This window comes from Bacillus sp. NMTD17 (genome assembly GCF_002998735.1).
Classification (GTDB): domain Bacteria; phylum Bacillota; class Bacilli; order Bacillales; family Bacillaceae; genus Bacillus.
This window is the reverse complement of sequence record NZ_PVRH01000002.1, coordinates 589446-609019: the sequence shown is the minus strand read 5'-3', so window position 1 is coordinate 609019 and position 19574 is coordinate 589446. Positions and strand designations below refer to the sequence as shown.

Here is a 19574-nt window from a genome sequence, read left to right as displayed (position 1 = left end):
TGCCTCATTTTTTATGACAAGATGAAAGGGACTCTGCGACACGCACTTTGTTTTCTTTATAAAAATAAAAAAATGCACGCCATCATTCACTCCGCTTGAAGTTTAATAAAGTTGGAATAATTTCTCTATCCCTTGCCCATACTGTGGACAACAGTTTTTATAAAGTGAGGGATTGGTTATGTTATTTCTTCATGACGTATGGGTGAATTGGTTTGAAGGGGAAGAAAATGGCTACAATGTGTGTCATTTTCATGAGTGGCGTAAGGAGGACAGTGTGGAGCTGTTAGATCAAGTGCCTTTACTCAAGGTGCAGAGTCCTTTGTTTGATTACATAGAGAATGATCTTTCAGAACTGCCGAAGACGCTGCTAGAATCTGTCTTTGAGAAATCATATATTCGAAAAAATCATGAACGGCGTAAACTAGAATATTGCTTTGTGGTCACGGACGGTATCCGGATTATTGCTGTGGATACGATTGGGTATTCCATTCCTGTGAGGAAAAGCCGCTTAATCCCAAGGCAGGAGCAATTGGTGTATGAGATGGTGAAAGATGTGAAGGCTGAGGAATATGAATTTTCTCTGGATAGTCTTGAGTCGGCGAAGGAGTATCATATTTTGTCTTTGCCGCCGCAGCACATCAGCGGATTAACGAGAAAAGAAAGACAGTTGAAGCAGCTAATGTTTATGGCGCTCGATCAATTAAAAGGTCTTCAAAACAGAGCAGAAATTGCGTATTGGTATACGGAATGGAACCCGCGCATGTACAATCAAATCAAACGAATGTCATTCGAAGAGATTTGGAACATGCTTTACAATGAAACCATTGATGGATGGTCAGAGAATCATTTAGCATTTTGTGAAAAAATGATTAAGGGACAGCCGTTTTTTGAAAAGCTTTGGGAAATGGAAAACGAATCAAAAGTGAATTAGAAAAAGCTTGCAGCGTGATGTGCTGCAAGCTTTTTTTATTTGCGTTTTCTGCCAAGACCCATCGCATTCTCCATTTTTTTCAGCATTTTGTTTGCTGCGCGGTTTGCTTTTTCAGCACCTTCGTCAAGAATGCGGTCAAGCTCGTCTGACTCAATGAGTTCATAGTACCGATCTTGTATTGGTTTTAAAGCATCAACGACTACGTTCGCAAGATCTCCCTTAAATTCACCATACCCTTTGCCTTCATACTTTTGCTCAAGCTCTGCAATCGATACGTTGCCTAATACAGAATAAATCGTCAGCAAGTTGGCAATACCAGGCTTGTTCTCTTTGTCATACTTGACGATGCCTTCAGAATCCGTCACAGCACTTTTAATTTTCTTTTCAAGCTGCTTTGGTTCATCTAATAAGGTAATGAAGGATTTTTGGTTCGGATCGGATTTGCTCATCTTTTTCGTTGGATCTGTTAAAGACATAATCCGAGCGCCTTCTTTTGGAATTTTCACTTCAGGTACAGTGAAGATGTCATTGTATTTTCGATTAAAACGTTCAGCAAGCGTTCTAGTCAATTCAAGATGCTGCTTTTGGTCTTCTCCGACAGGGACTAAATCAGTACCGTATAATAAGATATCGCCAGCCATTAATGGGGGATACGTTAATAGGCCTGAAACAACCGCTTCCTTACCAGCGGATTTGTCCTTAAATTGGGTCATTCTTTCTAATTCCCCAATATAAGCAACACATTGCAGCATCCATCCTGCCTGGGCGTGAGCAGGTACCTCTGATTGGATAAACAATGTTGCCTTCTCTGGATCAAGTCCAACTGCTAAATAAAGAGCTGCTAAGCTTCTAATATTTTGGCGAAGAGCTAGCCGGTCCTGACTCACCGTAATCGCATGTTGATCGACTACACAAAAATAGCCATGATAATCATGCTGCAAATCGACAAATTGCTTCATTGCTCCAATATAGTTCCCTAAAGTCACAGAACCGCTCGGCTGAATGCCTGAAAAAATTGTCTTCTTTGTCATACTAAAACCTCTTTTCTTCAATATAAAAAGGCCCACCCGTCTCTTTTCAACAGAAAAGGGACGAATGAACCGTGGTACCACCCTTGTTATTTCACATAGAAATCACTCAAGACGTTGATAACGGAGACTGCTCCGTCTAAGCCTACTTACTTCTAAAAGTGTTCGGTTAGCTGCTCCAAAGCCCATTCCATACATGCCATTATCTGCTCGCACCAGCCGCAGACTCTCTGTAAATGGTGAATATATGTACTCTTCTTTTTCATCGCAACAGTATGTCTATCTATTATAAAGGATGACCATAAAAAAGTCACGAAGCCCTCATGTGACCTTCTCATCATGCCGTTTGACACTTAAAATTTTAGATAAAAAATCAACTATCTGTCAGAATTTTTTAAAAAAGGATGATTAATTATATGTATAAAACATTATTCCTGCTGAATTTGTTAAATTATTTTAATCAATTTACGCTTTAATTTGTTGAAGTGATTGAGACTTTAGTTTATAAAAATCCCTCTTTATCCCCATTTACGTTTTTTTAAAATATATGAAATTGATATTGCAATAAATTATTCTATTCATTATAATTAATTTGTTCACACGTTTGTGCTAGGCTCTTTACATAGTGAAAATTCAGAAAAAACAAAAGAAATAGAAAGTAAGCTATTTAGGGACTTTTTTACGCTATTTCTTAAATCTGAATCTCATCTTCTATCGAGACCTTTGAACTAAAACATATTATAAGGGGGAATACAGTTGAAAAAGCGTTGGTCTGTTGTTACTTTAATGCTTATTTTCACACTTGTATTAAGCGCTTGTGGTTTCAGCGGAAACAAATCAGGCGACAGCACGAGCAGTTCTGGAGAGGCTAAAACAACATTAAATGTGAATATCTCCACTGAGCCTTTTTCTCTACATCCGGGATTGGCAAATGATTCAACTTCAGGAAGTGTCATCCGTCAGACTTTTGAGGGATTAACAAGAATTAACGCTGAAGGTAAGCCAGAAAATGCAATGGCTTCTGATATCAAAACAAGTGCTGATGGTAAAACATACACATTCACACTTCGTGATGCAAAATGGTCTAATGGTGACCCTGTCACAGCTAAAGATTTCGAATATGCTTGGAAATGGGCATTAGATCCTAAAAATGAATCTCAATATGCTTACCAGCTTTACTATATTAAAGGTGCTGAAGCAGCGAACAAAGGGAAAGCGAAAGTTGCTGATGTTGGCATTAAAGCTAAAGACGACAAAACGCTTGTAGTTGAGCTAGAGAACCCAACACCGTTCTTTACTGAACTAACTGCATTCTATACGTATATGCCAGTCAACAAAAAAGTGGCTGAAAAGAATAAAAACTGGTTCACAAATGCTGGTGAAAACTACGTATCTAACGGACCATTCGTTCTTTCTAAATGGAAACATGGCGGTTCTATCACGCTTGAAAAGAACAATGAATACTGGGATAAAGATACTGTGAAATTGAAAAAGATCAACATGTCTATGATCAAAGATACAAACACTGAGCTTAGCATGTTCAAAAAAGGCGAGCTTGACTGGGCTGGTTCACCAACTGGAAGCCTTCCAACTGAGTCTTTAAAAACATTGAAAAAAGAAGGCGGTCTTAAAATCCAAACGATCGCAGGTATCTATAACTACAAATTCAACACAGAAGTAAAACCTTTAAACAATGCAAACATCCGTAAGGCCCTTGCATACTCAATCAACCGTCAAGCGATCGTTGACAAAATTACGCAAGGTGAGCAAGTGCCAGCTATGGCAATCGTTCCTCCAACAATGGAAGGATTCACTGATAACAAAACTGGCTACTTCAAAGATCACGATGTAGCAACTGCGAAAGAATTTCTTGAAAAAGGTGTGAAAGAATTAGGTTATAAGTCAGTTTCTGATCTTCCAGCATTGAAACTTTCTTACAACACAGATGAAGGCCACCAAAAGATTGCACAAGCAATTCAAGAAATGTGGAAGAAAGACTTAGGCGTGAAAGTTGAACTTGATAACTCTGAGTGGAACGTATACATCGACAAGATCCACAGCGGAGATTACCAAATCGGACGTATGGGCTGGTTAGGTGACTTCAACGATCCAGTGAACTTCCTTGAGCTTTACAAAGATAAAGACGGTGGAAACAACGACACTGGATGGGAAAGCAAAGAGTACAAACAATTGTTGAATGATTCTGCGAAAGAAACAGATAAAACGAAACGTGAAGAAATGCTGAAAAAAGCAGAAGAAATCATCATCAACGATATGCCTATAGCACCAATTTACTTCTACACTCAGCTTTGGGTACAAGATCCAAAACTAAAAGGTGTGGTTGTATCTGGACTAGGTGATGTTCAATACAAATGGGCACATTTCGAAAAGTAAGAATTATAGTGTAAGAGATCTACGGCAAGGATCTTAAGGTATATGGAGGATGTCTCTCCATATACCTTTCTTGCTGATTAGAGAAAATGTTGTAAAATCATGGAGGTGCAATTCCGTTGCTTAAATATATCGGTAAGCGATTAATATATATTTTAATCACACTGTTTGTTATTGTAACTGCAACTTTCTTTCTCATGCAGGCAGCACCGGGTGGTCCATTCTCTGGTGAGAAGAAACTTCCTGCTGAAATTGAAGCAAACCTAAACGAGCACTACGGGTTGGACAAGCCCTTATTTGTTCAATATGTAAACTACTTAGGTTCAGTTGCAAAATTAGATTTTGGTCCCTCATTTAAATATAAAGGACAAACTGTAAATGACTTAATCAGTTCTGGATTCCCCGTTTCCTTTACCCTCGGAATTGAGGCAATTCTCCTCGCATTAGCATTTGGTGTATTGTTTGGGGTCCTTGCAGCGCTCTATCATAACAAGTGGCAGGACTATACGATTGCCATTTTAACGATCTTTGGAATTTCAGTTCCAAGTTTCATTTTAGCTGCGCTGCTACAATATGTATTTGCATCTGAGGCAAGCGTTTTAGCGATTTTCCCAGTTGCAGGATGGGAGTCTTGGGCCAGCACCGTACTACCTTCTATTGCACTTTCCTTCATGCCTATGGCATTTATCGCTAGACTTGCACGGTCAAGTATGCTTGAAGTTCTAAACAGTGATTACATTAGAACGGCTAGAGCGAAAGGATTAACGAAATCAGCTGTGACGATTAAACACGCAATTCGAAACGCATTGTTACCTGTCATTACATATATGGGACCAATGGCTGCTTCAGTGTTAACAGGTAGTTTTGTCGTGGAGAAGATTTTCGGTATTCCTGGATTAGGCTCTCACTTTGTCACAAGTATTACAAACCGTGATTACACCGTCATCATGGGTGTCACAGTCTTCTACAGTATTATTCTATTAATCAGTATTCTAGTCGTTGACGTCCTCTACGGTATTATCGATCCTAGAATTAAACTGACGAAGGCGAAGAAAGGGGTCTAACACATGGAAGAGATGAGAAAAGATTTATTTGTTCCTGCGACAGCTGACGCAGCAGAATCTGAAAAAATTTCTAAACCTAGTCTATCTTTATGGAAGGATGCTATGCTTCGCTTCCGTGCAAATAAACTTGCAATGGTTGGTCTTTCAATCATTTTTATTATTGTGATGCTGGCCATCTTTGTTCCGATTTTTTCTAAATATGATTACTCGACGACCGATTTACTGAATGCAGACCAGCCACCTTCAAAAGAGCACTGGTTCGGTACAGATGATTTAGGACGTGACATGTTTGTCCGTACATGGGTCGGGGCAAGAATTTCGATCTTCATCGGTCTTGCTGCAGCGGTCCTTGACGTGATCATCGGTATTATCTGGGGAAGTATTGCTGCGTTCAAAGGCGGCCGTACAGATGAAGTCATGATGCGTATCGCAGACGTTTTATGGGCAATTCCAACACTATTAATGGTTATCTTAATGATGGTTGTTCTGCCAAAAGGATTATTAACAATTATCCTCGCCATGACAGTCGTAGGCTGGATAAACATGGCACGTATCGTTCGGGGACAGGTTCTACAATTAAAGAGTCAAGAGTACGTTCTTGCTGCACAAACATTAGGTGCGAAAACATCTAGACTTTTATTTAAACACTTAATTCCAAACTCAATGGGACCAATTCTTGTCACAATGACACTCACCATTCCTTCAGCTATTTTCACGGAGGCATTCTTAAGCTATCTAGGACTTGGTGTACCGGCTCCATTAGCGAGCTGGGGAACAATGGCGTCTGACGGAATTCCGGCCATGACGTACTATCCTTGGAGATTATGGTTCCCAGCCGCATTTATCTGTATAACAATGTTTGGTTTTAACGTGGTTGGAGACGGACTAAGAGACGCTTTAGATCCGAAGTTGCGTAAATAAGGAGTGATTAGGATGGAACGTGAACGTATTCTAGAGGTGAAAGACCTTGCAATCTCATTTAAAACATATGGTGGAGAGGTTCAAGCCATTCGTGGTGTGAACTTTCACTTAAATAAAGGCGAGACACTTGCTATTGTAGGTGAATCTGGCTCTGGTAAAAGTGTGACATCACAGGCCATCATGAGATTAATACCGATGCCGCCGGGTTATTTCAAGCGCGGACAGATCCTGTTTGATGGGCAAGATATCGTCAAGAAAACAGAAAAACAAATGCAAACCATTCGAGGAAAAGACATCTCAATGATCTTCCAGGATCCGATGACTTCTTTGAATCCAACGATGAAAGTCGGGAAGCAAATTACAGAAGTACTGTTCAAGCACGAACAAATTTCAAAAGAAGCGGCTGCAAAAAGAGCCATTGAATTACTGGAGCTTGTTGGAATTGCAATGCCTGAAAAAAGAATCAAGCAATACCCGCACGAATTTAGTGGCGGGATGAGACAAAGGGTTGTCATCGCGATGGCGCTCGCAGCAGATCCAAAGCTATTGATTGCCGATGAGCCGACGACAGCACTAGATGTAACGATTCAGGCGCAAATTTTAGAATTAATGAAAGAAATTCAGCAAAAGGTGGAAACATCTATTATCTTTATTACGCATGATCTAGGTGTTGTCGCCAACGTCGCTGATCGTGTAGCCGTTATGTATGCAGGACAGATTGTGGAGACAGGGACTGTTGATGAAATTTTCTACAATCCAAAACATCCATATACGTGGGGACTTTTAGCATCAATGCCGAGCCTTGACACAGATGGCGGAGATGAAGGAAAGCTGACTGCAATCCCAGGAACACCGCCAGATCTGACAAACCCGCCGAAAGGAGATGCATTTGCACTCCGAAGCGATTATGCAATGAAAATTGACTTTGAACAAGAACCGCCAATGTTCAAAGTATCAGATACGCATTATGTGAAATCATGGCTACTTCATCCAAATGCACCTAAAGTTGAACCGCCTGCTTCTGTAAAGGCGAGAATGCGTGAACTAGAAGGTAGCTACGAAAAACCTGTATTAGTAAAAGAGGGTGAATAGCATGGCAGAAAAACTGTTAGAAATCAAAAATTTGAAGCAGCATTTCCATACAGCAAGAGGGACTGTGAAAGCAGTTGACGGAGTTTCATTTGATATTTATAAAGGTGAAACACTTGGCCTTGTAGGGGAGTCTGGTTGTGGTAAATCCACTACGGGCCGCTCCATCATTAGACTTTATGATGCGACAGATGGTGAGGTTCTTTATAAAGGGGAAAGTGTACACGGGAAGAAATCAAGACAAAAAATGCTTGAGTTCAACCGTCAAATGCAGATGATCTTCCAAGATCCATATGCCTCACTCAACCCTAGAATGACAGTCCTTGATATCATTGCAGAAGGCATCGACATTCATGGCCTAGCAAAAACAAAGCAAGCACGTAAAGAGCGTGTGTACCAATTACTTGAAACTGTTGGCTTGAACAAAGAGCATGCAAACAGATACCCGCATGAATTCTCAGGTGGTCAAAGGCAGCGTATCGGAATTGCCCGTGCATTAGCAGTTGAACCAGATTTCATCATCGCCGATGAACCAATCTCTGCATTAGATGTGTCGATCCAAGCACAGGTCGTCAACTTAATGAAAGAACTTCAAGAAGAAAAAGGCTTAACGTACTTATTCATTGCCCATGACCTGTCTATGGTAAAATACATCAGCGATCGTATTGGTGTGATGTATTTCGGAAAATTGGTTGAGCTGGCACCAGCGAATGAATTATACGAAAATCCGCTTCATCCATATACAAAATCATTACTATCTGCGATTCCGCTCCCAGATCCAGATTATGAGCGTAACCGCAAACGAATAAAGTATGATCCATCTGTTCACAAAGGAACGAACACCGAGTTCCGTGAAGTGAAGCCAGGTCACTTTGTGAGCTGCACAGAGGAAGAATTCAAAGAGCTTCAAGCTAAACAATCATAAGAAGAAAGAAGCGCTGCTATGTCAGTGCTTCTTTTTTTATTTTACAAAAAAATAAGATGATGGTAATTTCTAGATAACAACAAGCAGGTTCTAGGAGGAAATCAGATGTCCATATGGAAGACGTTTCGCTACTCATTATTTCACTTTCTAATTGTATTCATGCTTTTTTCAACGTCTTTTTTGAGGAAACCAAATGGGGGACAGTGGATGCTCGTGTTTATGGTGCTCATTGGCATTGTGTCTTTTTCGGTGGAATATATGCTTAACCGAAAGACAAGCAATCAGAAGCAAGAAGCACGGCGCATGAAGTATCTTTATTTCATTATGTTTCAAATAGCGATGACACTTATCCTCTTTGTTTGTTTTCAACTACTCATAGACCGTTCGATATAAAACTTTTTTCTGTTGTTTGAAAAAAAGTGAAACTAGTGAAGACTTTGCTGCGTCTTACTAGTACAGGCGTTTAAATAATAGGAAATCGGGAATATCTAAGGAAGTGGTTCTTAACGATATCATAAGGAGCGGATCCATGAATTGGTATGAAAAGCTCAGTGAATACTTCCCGATAGAAGAAATGAAGTCAAAAGAGCATATGGAAGCTTTATTAAAGGAAAGAAGTGATGTTTATCATAAGGAGGAAGGACCTCATCATGTGATGATGTACGCCGAATTTGATTCTTTCATCTTTATTGATTATTTATTTGTTTCCAGAGATGCAAGAGGTGAAGGCCTCGGATCAAAGCTCATTCATAAGCTGAAGGAAAAAAAGAAACCGATCTTGCTTGAGGTCGAGCCTGTAGATGAAGATGATGCAGATACTGCAAAACGCCTAAAGTTTTACCAAAGAGAGCACTTCAAGCACGCAGAATCAATCGGTTATAAACGCAGGTCACTTGCAACAAATGAAGTGAACCGCATGGAAATCCTTTATTGGTCGCCTCTTACAGATAATGAGGAAGAAATGATGGAGGCTATGAGGAAGACCTATGAACGAATCCATACGTATAAAGATGAAGAATGGTATGGGCAGTCGTATGAGGATGTTGATGATGTATTGAAGGTCATTGAAAATAGAAAACAAAAAAATATTTTCGATCATCTCGACTAAATGAGAATGTTCAGACATCAAACGGCACCACAAAATGAATGAAATTGTCTAGTTTTTGTCACAAAAATTGCAAGAAAATCTGTTCACACTTACTTTTTTATAGTATAATCACTATAAAGATTACTTATTTAGAACAATTTTAATTTAAGAATACAGATCAATATTCATTCTACAAATTGAGGAGTGAAGATTTATGGTAACATTATACACATCACCAAGCTGTACATCATGTAGAAAAGCAAGAGCGTGGTTAGAAGAGCACAATATCCCGTATCAAGAGAGAAACATCTTTTCTGAGCCTCTTTCAATCGATGAAATCAAAGAAATTCTTCGAATGACTGAAGACGGTACAGATGAAATTATCTCAACACGTTCAAAAGTATTCCAAAAGCTAAATGTGAATGTTGAGACAATGCCTCTTCAACAATTGTATAAACTGATCAATGAGCATCCAGGTCTTTTAAGACGTCCAATCATCTTGGATGAAAAAAGACTACAAGTTGGCTACAATGAAGATGAAATTAGACGTTTCCTTCCAAGAACGGTTCGTACATTCCAACTAAGAGAAGCTCAGCGACTTGCTAACTAATTGAAAAACGAAAAGCTGCCGATCATTTGGCAGCTTTTTTTATTTGTTTTCAGCTGTTTGTTCGTAAAATAAGCTGGCTAAAATGACCATTACAACCGTTAAAAACGGGAGCATGAATTCAAGAGTCGCATGCTGAGCCATAAATTCATTCAATTTCACATCACGAACAATCATTTCACCGCCAGTAAAAGCCAAAAGAGCACTTCCTCCGTATAAAAGAAACGGGAATTTGGTTAAAGCGGCATGAATTAGCTTACTTCCCCAAATAATAATCGGTACTGAAATCATAAGGCCGAAAGCGGTCAGCAGCATGTTGCCTTTTGCCGCACCTGCAACTGCAATCACATTATCAAGTGACATAAAGAGATCTGCAATAACAATGGTCTGAACCGCACGCCAAAGGGAGCCGCTGCTTTTAATGCGAATCGATTCTTTCTTTTGTTCAATTAACAAATTGTATCCTATATAAAGGAGAAAAAGCCCGCCGATAAATTGCAAATAAGGGATGGTCAATAAATAAACTGCGGCACCTGTCATCGTAATTCTCATCAGCACTGCCAAAAGTGTACCGATCCATATGGCTTTATTGCGTTTGTCATTTGATAAGCTGCGGCTAGCCATCGCAATGATCAACGCGTTATCTCCGCCTAAAATCAGATCTATGCCAATAATCATCAGTAAGGATATGATCCACTCTGTTTCCATCCATTTCACCTCATGTCTAATAGAGCTCGTACAACCAATATATGAGGACAATTCAAATATATGTTTCTGTAAGTTTTCTCTGCAAAAAATGCGTTTTTATTTCTTTTATTCATGTTTTATCATAAAATAGACAGTACGAAGCAATACCTCAATTCTTTAAAAGGTTAACATGTAGACGGAACGGGTAAAGTGTAGTAAAGTACTATTAATTGGGAGCTTGTATGTCCCTTCAACATCTTATATAGAAGGGAAGGTTGGCAAAATGGAAATCGAAAGAATTAATGAACATACAGTGAAATTTTATATTTCCTACGGTGATATTGAAGACCGCGGATTTGACCGTGAAGAAATTTGGTATAATCGTGAACGCAGTGAAGAGCTGTTTTGGGAAGTAATGGACGAAGTGCACGAAGAAGAAGAATTTGCAGTTGAGGGACCTCTTTGGATTCAAGTGCAGGCACTTGACAAAGGTCTTGAAATTGTCGTGACGAAAGCCCAACTTTCTAAAGATGGACAAAAGCTCGAATTGCCGATTCCAGAAGATAAAAAAGATCAAACAGATGAAGAAAGTCTAGACGCACTGCTTGATGATTTTCAAAAAGAAGAGCAGGATCAAGAAGACCATAATGAGAAGGACAAAAAACTTCAACTTCAATTTGTGTTGAAAATGGATGACTTTGAAGATTTGATTGCACTTTCTCAATTAAATATGCAGGATTTTACCACAAGTTTATATTCGTTTGAAAACCGTTATTATCTATATGTTGACTTCCACGAGGATTTGTCAGATGAGCAAGTGGAGAATAAGCTCAGCATTTTGCTTGAATATGCTCATGAATCAGTGGTCAGCATTTACAGACTGAAAGAATACGGTCAGCTGATTATCGAAGGAAATGCCCTTGAAACGATTCAACAGCACTTCTCGTAACCAACAAAAGTCGATTTCTATAGAGGAATCGGCTTTTTTATCTGAATGAATAGGTAAATAAAGAGATCGGCAAGGAGAAAATGAAATGAGAAATTTAGTCAAAGTTCTATTTTTTCTTATCATTACGATAGGTGCTTATTTAGTCATTCAATTAATTGCCGGTGATTTAGCGGTAAGTGTATTAAGTTCTGTCAGTGTTCTCTTCACTTTATCGATTATCTTCATCGGGTTTGTCATATTCTTGGAGAACCGGAATCCATCTCAAACAATAACGTGGCTTGTCCTGCTTGGCAGCTTTCCGTTATTCGGCTTTTTGTTCTATATTTTCTTTGGACGCAATATCAAAAAACGCCGGCTGTTTGAAAAGAAAGCCATTCTAGATGAACAGTTAATCCAGGAAGATGAGCATATTCATAGAGAAGCGATTGAGAAAATGACACATATGGGTGATCATCAGCAGCTCTTATTTAAGCTGGCCCACAGACTCGGACATACCCCTATTACGTATCGCACGTCCTCTAAAGTCCTGACGAATGGAGAAGAAACATTCTCTCATATTTTTGAAGAAATCAAAAAGGCGACACATCACATTCATTTAGAATATTATATTCTCCGCCACGATGACCTTGGACAAGAATTAAAAGATATTCTCATTGATAAAGCGAAAAATGGCGTGATTGTCCGCTTTTTATATGACGATGTAGGAAGCTTAAAGCTCTCTCGTCAATATATTGCTGACCTCGAAAAGGCCGGCGTTCAGATCGTTCCATTTTTACCTGTGAGACTACCCCTGTTAAATAATAAAATCAATTTTCGAAATCACCGAAAAATTGTCGTGATTGATGGAGAAGTTGGATTTGTCGGCGGGCTGAACATTGGAGACGAATATTTGGGCAGAAGCAGACAATATGGATTTTGGCGTGACACGCATTTGATGATTAAGGGGGAAGCTGTTCGTGACCTGCAGCAGATTTTCATGCAGGATTGGTACTATATGACGAATGAGAGATGCGCAGGTGTGGACTACTTCAAAGATTTCAGCCGCCTTGAGAGCACAACAGAAGGCGTACAAATGATTGCTGGCGGTCCTGATAAACAGTGGGAGGTCATTAAAAATCTCTTTTTCTCCATGATTATCTCTGCCAAAAAGTCTATTTGGATCGCTTCACCGTATTTTGTGCCGGATGATGATATTTTGTCTGCATTAAAAATTGCTGCATTAAGCGGAGTAGACGTACGGATTATTGCTCCGAAGAATCCAGATAAACGGATCGTCTTCCATGCGTCCCGTTCATACTTCCCAGAGCTTTTAGAAGCAGGAGCAAAGGTGTATGAGTATGATCAAGGCTTTATGCATAGTAAATTTATCATTGTGGACAGTGAGCTGGCTTCGATAGGAACGGCCAACATGGATATGAGAAGCTTTCATTTGAATTTTGAAGTGAATGCCTTCCTATATAAAACGAAAAGCACAGAGAAGCTCGTGAACGACTTCTTAGGTGATTTAGAGCAGTCGCATGAAATTGTCCCAGAAGAATTTGCAAAGAGACCGTTAAGGGTAAGACTGTTTGAATCCACAGCAAGATTATTATCACCATTACTATAAAGATTGTATTTTCCCCCTTTTTATCAGGGGGTTTTTTCATTTTCCTCAAGAAAACATCAGTAAAATCATGTTTTGATATGATAAAAGTTCAATTTGCCTATTCGCTTCTTAATAGACGAACAAGCTATAATACGGTCATCAAAGAGTAAGGGGCGAGCAGAATGAATACAGCGATCATGGATAATGGAAAGCTTATTCGAATTACACATCATTTATCTAAAAACCGGCTGGAGCATGTAAGGACGACGTGCAAATTTTATTGTCCTGATTGCAGGGAAGAGGTGCAATTAAAGCTTGGTGAACAACGTGTGTATCATTTTGCACATAAACAGCTGACAGCATGTCCACTAGCCTCAAGCGAAACGGCTTATCATCAGGCGGGGAAAGAAGCCATCATGAATTGGCTTCAGCGGCTGGGACATAAACCGGTGCTTGAAAAGTATGTGTCAAAGGTTCATCAGCGTCCTGACGTGGCCGTCTCTATTGGAGGAACAAGTTATGCAATAGAATATCAATGCTCAAATATTTCACGGCAAGAGCTGCGCAAAAGAACAGCAGGGCTCCGTGAAGCGGGGCTCATCCCTATATGGGTAATAGGGGCAAATCGTTTAAAGCGAATATCTGCCCAGCTCTTTTCCTTCTCCTCCATTCATTGGGGAATGTTAAGGGAATCACAGAAAGGGAGTCTGATTTTTTACTGTCCGCTCCAGAATAGATTCATCCATCTTGCTCAACTTCTCGTATTTCAACCAACGAAAATATGTGCCGCCATGACTGTCAGACCGCCAACAGCATACCGCGAACTTTCGGCGCTCCTATCTCCGCCTTCAAGCAAGCGTCCAGTCTACAAGCAATGGCTTAGATGTATACAGCAATTTAGGCAGCGGCCTCCCCGCATTTTATCAAATGAAAGCAAGCGGTTGAGAGACATTTTCTATGAGCATCATCAAATGGCTTTCCCTTTTCTGCCAACTGAATTATTTATCCCGCTGAAAGAAACGTATATTTTTACAAGTCCTGTTTATGTCTGGCAGGGGTGTCTGTATGATTGGATGATGAGGAAAAAAGGAAGCAGTCCAGTAACGGTTCAACTGCTGATGAAAGAAATCAAGCGGTGTGTCCAGATGAAAGAAGTAAAGCTCCGATACGGTGATGTTTCAATAGAAGAAATACAAGAGGTCATCACTGCATATGTTAAGGCGCTTGTCAGACAAGGGTTTTTACACATGACGAAAAAGGGTAATTATGAAGTAGCGTCGAATCAAATGCCGATACGAACAGTAGATGAAGCGTTCAAACGAGATGCTTTCTTATTTCGTTAGCATGTTTCATGCCCACTTTGATCATGATAAGAAAAAGGTGGTGCTGCGATTGAATAGAAAGAAACGCTTTTTTCTCATTTTTTTAGTCTGTTTGGTATTTTTTTCTGCATATGATTTGACAAATATAGTTCAAAACAAAGAAGATAAATACAACACCAATTTCTTTCACTTTCCGAAAGGTTGGTTCAACACAACTTATGCAAGGGGGATTCATATGACTTCACAAAGCAAAAATAACCATTTACCAGACAGAAGCGAAGTAAAAGAAGAAAACAAATGGCGTCTTGAAGATATTTTCGAAAGCGTTGATGCATGGAACAAGGAATTCGAAGCTGTCAAAAAAGAAATTCCTAAGCTAGCCCAATTTAAAGGCAAGCTGGCCCATTCTGCTGATGTACTGTATGAAGCCCTAACCTTTCAGGATCAGCTTTCTGAAAAGCTTGGTAAGCTTTATACATATGCGCACATGAAATACGATGAGGATACAACTAACTCATCATTTCAAGCGCTGAATGATAAAGCATCGAATTTATTTACACAGCTCTCTAGTACTTCTGCTTATATTGTTCCAGAGATTTTATCGATTCAAGAAGATAAATTGCAGCAGTTTATTCTGGAAAAAGAAGAATTAAAACTGTATTCCCATGCTCTCGAAGAAATTAATAAAGAGCGTCCACATATTTTAAGTGAGGAGCAAGAAGCTTTATTAGCTGAGGCCTCTGAACCACTCTCAACTTCATCTACTACTTTTAGTATGTTTAACAATGCTGATATTTCGTTCCCTTCTGTAAAGGATGAAAATGGGGAAGAAAAGAAGATTACCCACGGCAACTTTATCACATTTTTAAACAGTGATGACCGTGAAGTGAGAAAGAATGCCTTTAAAGCTGTGTATAAAACGTATGATCAGTATAAAAACACGCTTGCTTCGACACTGAGCGGTTCGATTAAAAAGGATAATTTTTATGCAAAAGTACGAAATTATAACTCAGCAAGAGAAGCGGCACTATCTCGGAACAGTATTCCAGAAGAAGTATATGACAATCTGATTGATACCGTTCATCAATATTTACCGTTATTACACCGTTATATTGAATTGCGTAAAAAGGTATTAAAGCTTGATGAAGTGCACAATTATGACTTGTATACACCACTTGTAAAAGATGCTGGTATGAAGCTAACCTACGATGAAGCAAAAGATTATATGCTAAAAGGGTTAGCGCCATTAGGAGAAGAATATGTGTCCGTGTTAAAAGAGGGATTGAGCAATCGCTGGGTAGACGTTTATGAGAATAAAGGGAAACGCAGCGGTGCGTATTCATCTGGAAGCTATGGTACAAATCCATATATCCTCATGAACTGGCAAAATAATATTGATAATTTATTTACACTGGCTCATGAATTTGGGCACTCTGTCCACAGCTACTATACAAGAAAGCATCAGCCATATCCGTATGGAAACTATAGTATCTTTGTAGCTGAAGTGGCTTCTACGACAAACGAAGCGTTACTTGGCGAATACCTGCTGAATCATCTAGATGATAAAAAGCAGCGTTTGTATGTGTTAAATCACTTGTTAGAAGGATTCAGAGGAACGGTATTCAGACAGACGATGTTTGCTGAGTTTGAGCATCTTATTCATGTGAAAGCGCAAGAAGGAGAGGCTTTAACGCCGGAATTTATGACGAACCTTTATTACGACCTGAATAAGAAGTATTTTGGAGACGGCATGGTTGTGGATAAAGAAATCGGATTAGAATGGACGAGAATTCCTCACTTCTATTACAACTATTATGTATATCAATATGCAACAGGCTATAGTGCTGCACAGGCATTAAGCAAGCAAATATTAGAAGAAGGAAAACCTGCGGTGGAGCGCTACACAGACTTCCTTAAAGCAGGAAGCTCTGATTATCCAATTAATGTGTTGAAAAAAGCAGGTGTTGATATGGCTTCCAAAGAACCAATCAAAGCAGCATGTCAATTGTTCGAAGAAAAGCTGAAAGAAATGGAAGAGCTCATCTCTAAAACGGGTGAGTGATGAAAAGACTTCTGTCAGACGCGTGAGTGCAAACTCATCTTTTGACAGGAGTTTTTTTCTCATAAAAAAAGACCTCTTCGCATGTAGAGGCCGTTCCTTATCATCAACCTTTAAATCCCTTAAAGGTCTTCCGGTGGTTCATTCGATAAAGTGTAAAAAGAATAGAAGCAAATAAGAGTGGGGATGTTAGATAAAGAGGAAGCATTTTCATTAAGCCTAATATATTTAAAAAGAAACATAAGCCAATGGAAACAAGTCCAATGGTTGTGCTGCGCATGCAGATCCCTCCATCTTTTCGTTACTTTCACTATATGAAAGTGACAACCCTCTTATGTTTTGTGACAAAAATATGAACATATAGTATATCTGTTGTCATAAGTCGACAAAATTTGATATACTACAGATGTGAAATTAATCACATACAAACATTACCCCTTTGTTTGACCGTGAAAAATTTCTCCCATCCCCTTTGTTGTCGTTAAGACATAGTGAAACCGCGCTTATCCCGGCGCGGTTTCTTCGTGCTTAAAAATAGAACGGGTGTTCCTTTTTAGGGTAAAGAAAAAACATGGGTCAGCACCCATGTTCATTCTCACAGCGGTAGAGATCAAGATCTGAATGATGATCATCTACTTTATAGCGCCAAAACATTTCTTGATGTACTTGTACACGTTCTACCTTTTTAGCGAAAGCCAGCTTTTTCATTTCTCGTTCAACTTCTTCAAGTGTCAGGTCATAAACGACAGCAATCTCTTTTGCAGATGCAAATTGAAAGTAAGCAATAAACCATTCAATTGGAGGCCGTTCTGAAGGTGTTGGTTTTTCACCAATCATTTCAAAAAGGATTTCCTCGTATACATCATAAGAGTACGCACCTGAAATTTTTAATCCTTCATCCCCGTTTACTGTATTAAAAAAGGCAAAGGTCGGAAGCTCAGATACGTCCATTTCAGCTGCAATTTTCATATCACATTGTAGTGCTTTAACAGCACTTTGAGAATGAATATCGCGCTGGAATTCCTCGATGTCCAGTCCAGCACTTTTTGCATTTTCTAGCAGCACATGTTCACTTGTCACATCTTGCTGATGGCAAAAAAGTGATTCTTGAATGAGACGCAGAAACTTCATTCCGCATTTTCTGCCTTGAAGCTCAGCCGCTTTTAATGCAAGCGAGGCGAGGTAGGGTGAAGTCACAATTTGTTCGGACAGCATTTGTTCTTTTTTGGTCTGAGTTTTGGTAGCAAATTTCCCCCATGCTTCGGTCAGTAAATGCTTTTTTCGTTTTCGATTCAATGCATTAATACTAGAACTTGTCACCGTTCGTAAAGTGAAAAAACGGCCGTACTTCATTTTCAATTTTTTAATGGATGGCTCTAATAACCAGCAGTCTGGACTTAGAGGGTCAATGAATACATAGATTTCAATCGGCTTTTGAGGATGTCCGTGACAGTGTGAGAAATATTGATCGTGCGTATTGCAGCTCAAGATCGTCCATCCTTTTCAGGTGTTTGATTGACCATATGACGAGCCGTTAGAGAAAGCCGCTCAAATAAAAAGTCACGAATATCGCCGGTTAATCCTACTTGATCCATCGCATCCTCCATGCATTCAAGCCATGCGTCAGCCCGCTCCTCAGTAATCGGAAAAGGGAGATGTCTCGCCCGCAGCATAGGGTGACCATGCTCCTCTGTATAAAGCGGGGGTCCGCCTAAATATTGAGTTAAAAACTGTTTTTGTTTTCTTGCTGTTTCTTTTAAGTCATCCGGGAAAATAGGATGAAGCAAAGGATGACACTTTACATTTTCATAAAAAGTATCAACAAGTTGCGATAGAAGTTCCTCTCCAACCGCTTCGTAAGGTGCGTTAAACGATTGTACCATGTTGACTACTCCTTTTACTCGTAGTTAATAGGATGAAGCGCCCTATTGTGAATTCATTTATTTCAAAAGTGATATTCAGTTTGTTCTATTTTATTGTTTCTATTCTTGTATACTTATTTTAACAACCTCAACTCAATTCCACAAACAAACCGCTTTGGTCTATTGGAAATAAGGGGAGAGGCGGGTTCCGTGATCAATTGACCATATCATAACACATTCAGTCAAAAAAGGGTGAAAAGCGACATACAAAAAACCGAAGAGGTTATTCTCTTCGGTTTAAGCGAAATATTGTGCTGTGATTTTCTTTACATAATTTTGTGTTTCTTTAAATGGTGGAATGCCACCGTATTTATCAACATTTCCTGAGCCTGCATTATAAGCAGCTAAGGCAAGTGAGACATTTCCATTATATTTCTGAAGCATTTGTTTTATATACTTCGTGCCGCCTTCGATGTTTTGGGCCGCATCAAAGGCATTATTCACACCAAGTGACTTAGCAGTAGATGGCATAAGCTGCATGAGGCCAAGTGCTCCTGCATGACTGACCGCATTCGTACGATAGCCGGATTCTTGCTTGATGACCGCATGAATCAGCTTCTCTGGAACGCCATGCTTTTGAGCCATTTGTGACACGATTTGATTAATTTCTTTTGATGATGAGCCGTTTGAAACAGCCTTTTGAAGCGGCGGCGTGTAGCTTTTGTTTAAGACATTCCCAATGCCGTTCGCTGTATTCAATTGAGCGTCATTCGCATATGAAGATGGAGATTGAAGCTGCTCACTGCCAGCGATAGCAGACAAGTATGGGTTTGTACGCGCGTATTGCGTGTTCGGAGCCGTTGATGGGTCCGTTCCCATAAACGCAGAAATAGAAAGCGGCAGGCGTGATAATTCTGATCCGCCTAAAAAATCTTGCAGCAGCGACTGAAATGAAGCTTGTGCATTCGATTCTTGGCCGGCCGGTATTTGTGTTTGTCCAGGGTCTGATTGTAACGTTTTAAGCGCTTGAAGCTGCATAAAGGATTGAAGTTGATTGACGTTCATCA

At 39.6% G+C, this 19574-nt stretch carries 19 protein-coding genes, 1 pseudogene and 1 other annotated feature; of the genes and pseudogenes, 14 read left to right on the top strand and 6 right to left on the bottom strand.

The features are described 5' to 3' along the window. The first annotated feature begins 178 nt into the window (after positions 1–178). On the top strand, positions 179–931 hold the full coding sequence (locus C6347_RS08265; protein ID WP_060596001.1) for a YjbA family protein: 753 nt from the start codon (positions 179–181) through the stop codon (positions 929–931). A 35-nt stretch (positions 932–966) separates the two neighbouring features. On the opposite strand, the gene trpS is transcribed toward C6347_RS08265, so the two are convergent. Then, a complete protein-coding gene (gene trpS, locus C6347_RS08260) occupies positions 967–1962 on the bottom strand; it encodes a tryptophan--tRNA ligase (protein ID WP_060596002.1) in 996 nt (331 codons plus the stop codon). A 53-nt stretch (positions 1963–2015) separates the two neighbouring features. Continuing rightward, positions 2016–2234: a binding site (T-box leader), on the bottom strand. 481 nt (positions 2235–2715) lie between these two features. On the opposite strand from trpS, the gene C6347_RS08250 reads away from it, so the two are divergent. The 8 genes from C6347_RS08250 to spxA all read left to right on the top strand — a co-directional run bounded on the left by C6347_RS08250 (position 2716) and on the right by spxA (position 10046). Next, complete coding sequence (locus C6347_RS08250) at positions 2716–4353, top strand: peptide ABC transporter substrate-binding protein (protein ID WP_034666712.1); 1638 nt, start codon at positions 2716–2718, stop codon at positions 4351–4353. 116 nt (positions 4354–4469) lie between these two features. Then, positions 4470–5414, top strand: a complete 945-nt coding sequence (locus tag C6347_RS08245; protein WP_060596003.1) for an ABC transporter permease — start codon at positions 4470–4472, stop codon at positions 5412–5414. A gap of 3 nt (positions 5415–5417) precedes the next feature. Continuing rightward, positions 5418–6335: an ABC transporter permease gene (locus C6347_RS08240; protein WP_034663265.1), complete on the top strand. Its 918-nt coding sequence runs from the start codon at positions 5418–5420 to the stop codon at positions 6333–6335. 12 nt (positions 6336–6347) lie between these two features. Continuing rightward, positions 6348–7427: an ABC transporter ATP-binding protein gene (locus C6347_RS08235; RefSeq protein ID WP_374955728.1), complete on the top strand. Its 1080-nt coding sequence runs from the start codon at positions 6348–6350 to the stop codon at positions 7425–7427. 1 nt (position 7428) lies between these two features. After that, positions 7429–8349 (top strand): ABC transporter ATP-binding protein, encoded by a 921-nt coding sequence (locus C6347_RS08230; protein WP_034663259.1) that lies wholly within the window; start codon positions 7429–7431, stop codon positions 8347–8349. A gap of 105 nt (positions 8350–8454) precedes the next feature. Continuing rightward, positions 8455–8742, top strand: coding sequence for a hypothetical protein (locus tag C6347_RS08225; protein WP_060596004.1), 288 nt, complete (start codon positions 8455–8457; stop codon positions 8740–8742). Positions 8743–8878: 136 nt separating this feature from the next. Next, entirely contained in the window at positions 8879–9457 is a 579-nt protein-coding gene (locus C6347_RS08220; RefSeq protein WP_060596005.1) for a GNAT family N-acetyltransferase, read from the top strand. Positions 9458–9650: 193 nt separating this feature from the next. Next, positions 9651–10046: a transcriptional regulator SpxA gene (gene spxA, locus C6347_RS08215; protein ID WP_003211421.1), complete on the top strand. Its 396-nt coding sequence runs from the start codon at positions 9651–9653 to the stop codon at positions 10044–10046. A gap of 39 nt (positions 10047–10085) precedes the next feature. Here the strand turns inward: spxA and C6347_RS08210 are convergent, their stop codons facing one another. After that, positions 10086–10751, bottom strand: coding sequence for a TerC family protein (locus C6347_RS08210; RefSeq protein WP_060596006.1), 666 nt, complete (start codon positions 10749–10751; stop codon positions 10086–10088). Positions 10752–10926: 175 nt separating this feature from the next. Here C6347_RS08210 and C6347_RS19640 point away from each other — a divergent pair. From C6347_RS19640 to pepF, 5 genes and pseudogenes are all read left to right on the top strand, one after another. Next, a pseudogene (locus C6347_RS19640) lies at positions 10927–11047 on the top strand (hypothetical protein); the annotation flags it as partial. Further along, positions 11014–11679, top strand: coding sequence for an adaptor protein MecA (gene mecA / locus C6347_RS08205; protein WP_012009573.1), 666 nt, complete (start codon positions 11014–11016; stop codon positions 11677–11679). The pseudogene C6347_RS19640 and the gene mecA, both read left to right, overlap by 34 nt. A gap of 85 nt (positions 11680–11764) precedes the next feature. Continuing rightward, positions 11765–13285, top strand: a complete 1521-nt coding sequence (gene cls, locus C6347_RS08200; RefSeq protein WP_106071567.1) for a cardiolipin synthase — start codon at positions 11765–11767, stop codon at positions 13283–13285. 161 nt (positions 13286–13446) lie between these two features. Then, the gene (locus C6347_RS08195) at positions 13447–14607 is read left to right on the top strand and encodes a competence protein CoiA (protein WP_060596008.1); all 1161 of its coding nucleotides are present in this window, start codon (positions 13447–13449) and stop codon (positions 14605–14607) included. 214 nt (positions 14608–14821) lie between these two features. Next, a complete protein-coding gene (gene pepF, locus C6347_RS08190) occupies positions 14822–16648 on the top strand; it encodes an oligoendopeptidase F (RefSeq protein WP_282959334.1) in 1827 nt (608 codons plus the stop codon). Between the two features lie 103 nt (positions 16649–16751). On the opposite strand, the gene C6347_RS19425 is transcribed toward pepF, so the two are convergent. From C6347_RS19425 to C6347_RS08175, 4 genes are all read right to left on the bottom strand, one after another. Next, positions 16752–16925 (bottom strand): hypothetical protein, encoded by a 174-nt coding sequence (locus C6347_RS19425; RefSeq protein WP_034663238.1) that lies wholly within the window; start codon positions 16923–16925, stop codon positions 16752–16754. Positions 16926–17221: 296 nt separating this feature from the next. Next, positions 17222–18133: a ClpXP adapter SpxH family protein gene (locus tag C6347_RS08185; protein WP_034663234.1), complete on the bottom strand. Its 912-nt coding sequence runs from the start codon at positions 18131–18133 to the stop codon at positions 17222–17224. Beyond that, complete coding sequence (locus C6347_RS08180) at positions 18130–18528, bottom strand: globin domain-containing protein (RefSeq protein WP_008355333.1); 399 nt, start codon at positions 18526–18528, stop codon at positions 18130–18132. The genes C6347_RS08185 and C6347_RS08180 overlap by 4 nt, the downstream gene beginning before the upstream one ends. A 276-nt stretch (positions 18529–18804) precedes the next feature. Continuing rightward, positions 18805–19572 (bottom strand): lytic transglycosylase domain-containing protein, encoded by a 768-nt coding sequence (locus tag C6347_RS08175; protein WP_106048720.1) that lies wholly within the window; start codon positions 19570–19572, stop codon positions 18805–18807. Between the last annotated feature and the right edge of the window lie 2 nt (positions 19573–19574).

Coding starts and splice junctions, on each gene's coding strand:
- C6347_RS08265 (WP_060596001.1), top strand. CDS start 179: ATGTTATTTCTTCATGACGTATGGGTGAATTGGTTTGAAGGGGAAGAA.
- trpS (WP_060596002.1), bottom strand. CDS start 1,962: ATGACAAAGAAGACAATTTTTTCAGGCATTCAGCCGAGCGGTTCTGTG.
- C6347_RS08240 (WP_034663265.1), top strand. CDS start 5,418: ATGGAAGAGATGAGAAAAGATTTATTTGTTCCTGCGACAGCTGACGCA.
- C6347_RS08235 (WP_374955728.1), top strand. CDS start 6,348: ATGGAACGTGAACGTATTCTAGAGGTGAAAGACCTTGCAATCTCATTT.
- C6347_RS08230 (WP_034663259.1), top strand. CDS start 7,429: ATGGCAGAAAAACTGTTAGAAATCAAAAATTTGAAGCAGCATTTCCAT.
- C6347_RS08225 (WP_060596004.1), top strand. CDS start 8,455: ATGTCCATATGGAAGACGTTTCGCTACTCATTATTTCACTTTCTAATT.
- C6347_RS08220 (WP_060596005.1), top strand. CDS start 8,879: ATGAATTGGTATGAAAAGCTCAGTGAATACTTCCCGATAGAAGAAATG.
- spxA (WP_003211421.1), top strand. CDS start 9,651: ATGGTAACATTATACACATCACCAAGCTGTACATCATGTAGAAAAGCA.
- C6347_RS08210 (WP_060596006.1), bottom strand. CDS start 10,751: ATGGAAACAGAGTGGATCATATCCTTACTGATGATTATTGGCATAGAT.
- mecA (WP_012009573.1), top strand. CDS start 11,014: ATGGAAATCGAAAGAATTAATGAACATACAGTGAAATTTTATATTTCC.
- cls (WP_106071567.1), top strand. CDS start 11,765: ATGAGAAATTTAGTCAAAGTTCTATTTTTTCTTATCATTACGATAGGT.
- C6347_RS08195 (WP_060596008.1), top strand. CDS start 13,447: ATGAATACAGCGATCATGGATAATGGAAAGCTTATTCGAATTACACAT.
- pepF (WP_282959334.1), top strand. CDS start 14,822: ATGACTTCACAAAGCAAAAATAACCATTTACCAGACAGAAGCGAAGTA.
- C6347_RS19425 (WP_034663238.1), bottom strand. CDS start 16,925: ATGCGCAGCACAACCATTGGACTTGTTTCCATTGGCTTATGTTTCTTT.
- C6347_RS08180 (WP_008355333.1), bottom strand. CDS start 18,528: ATGGTACAATCGTTTAACGCACCTTACGAAGCGGTTGGAGAGGAACTT.
- C6347_RS08175 (WP_106048720.1), bottom strand. CDS start 19,572: ATGAACGTCAATCAACTTCAATCCTTTATGCAGCTTCAAGCGCTTAAA.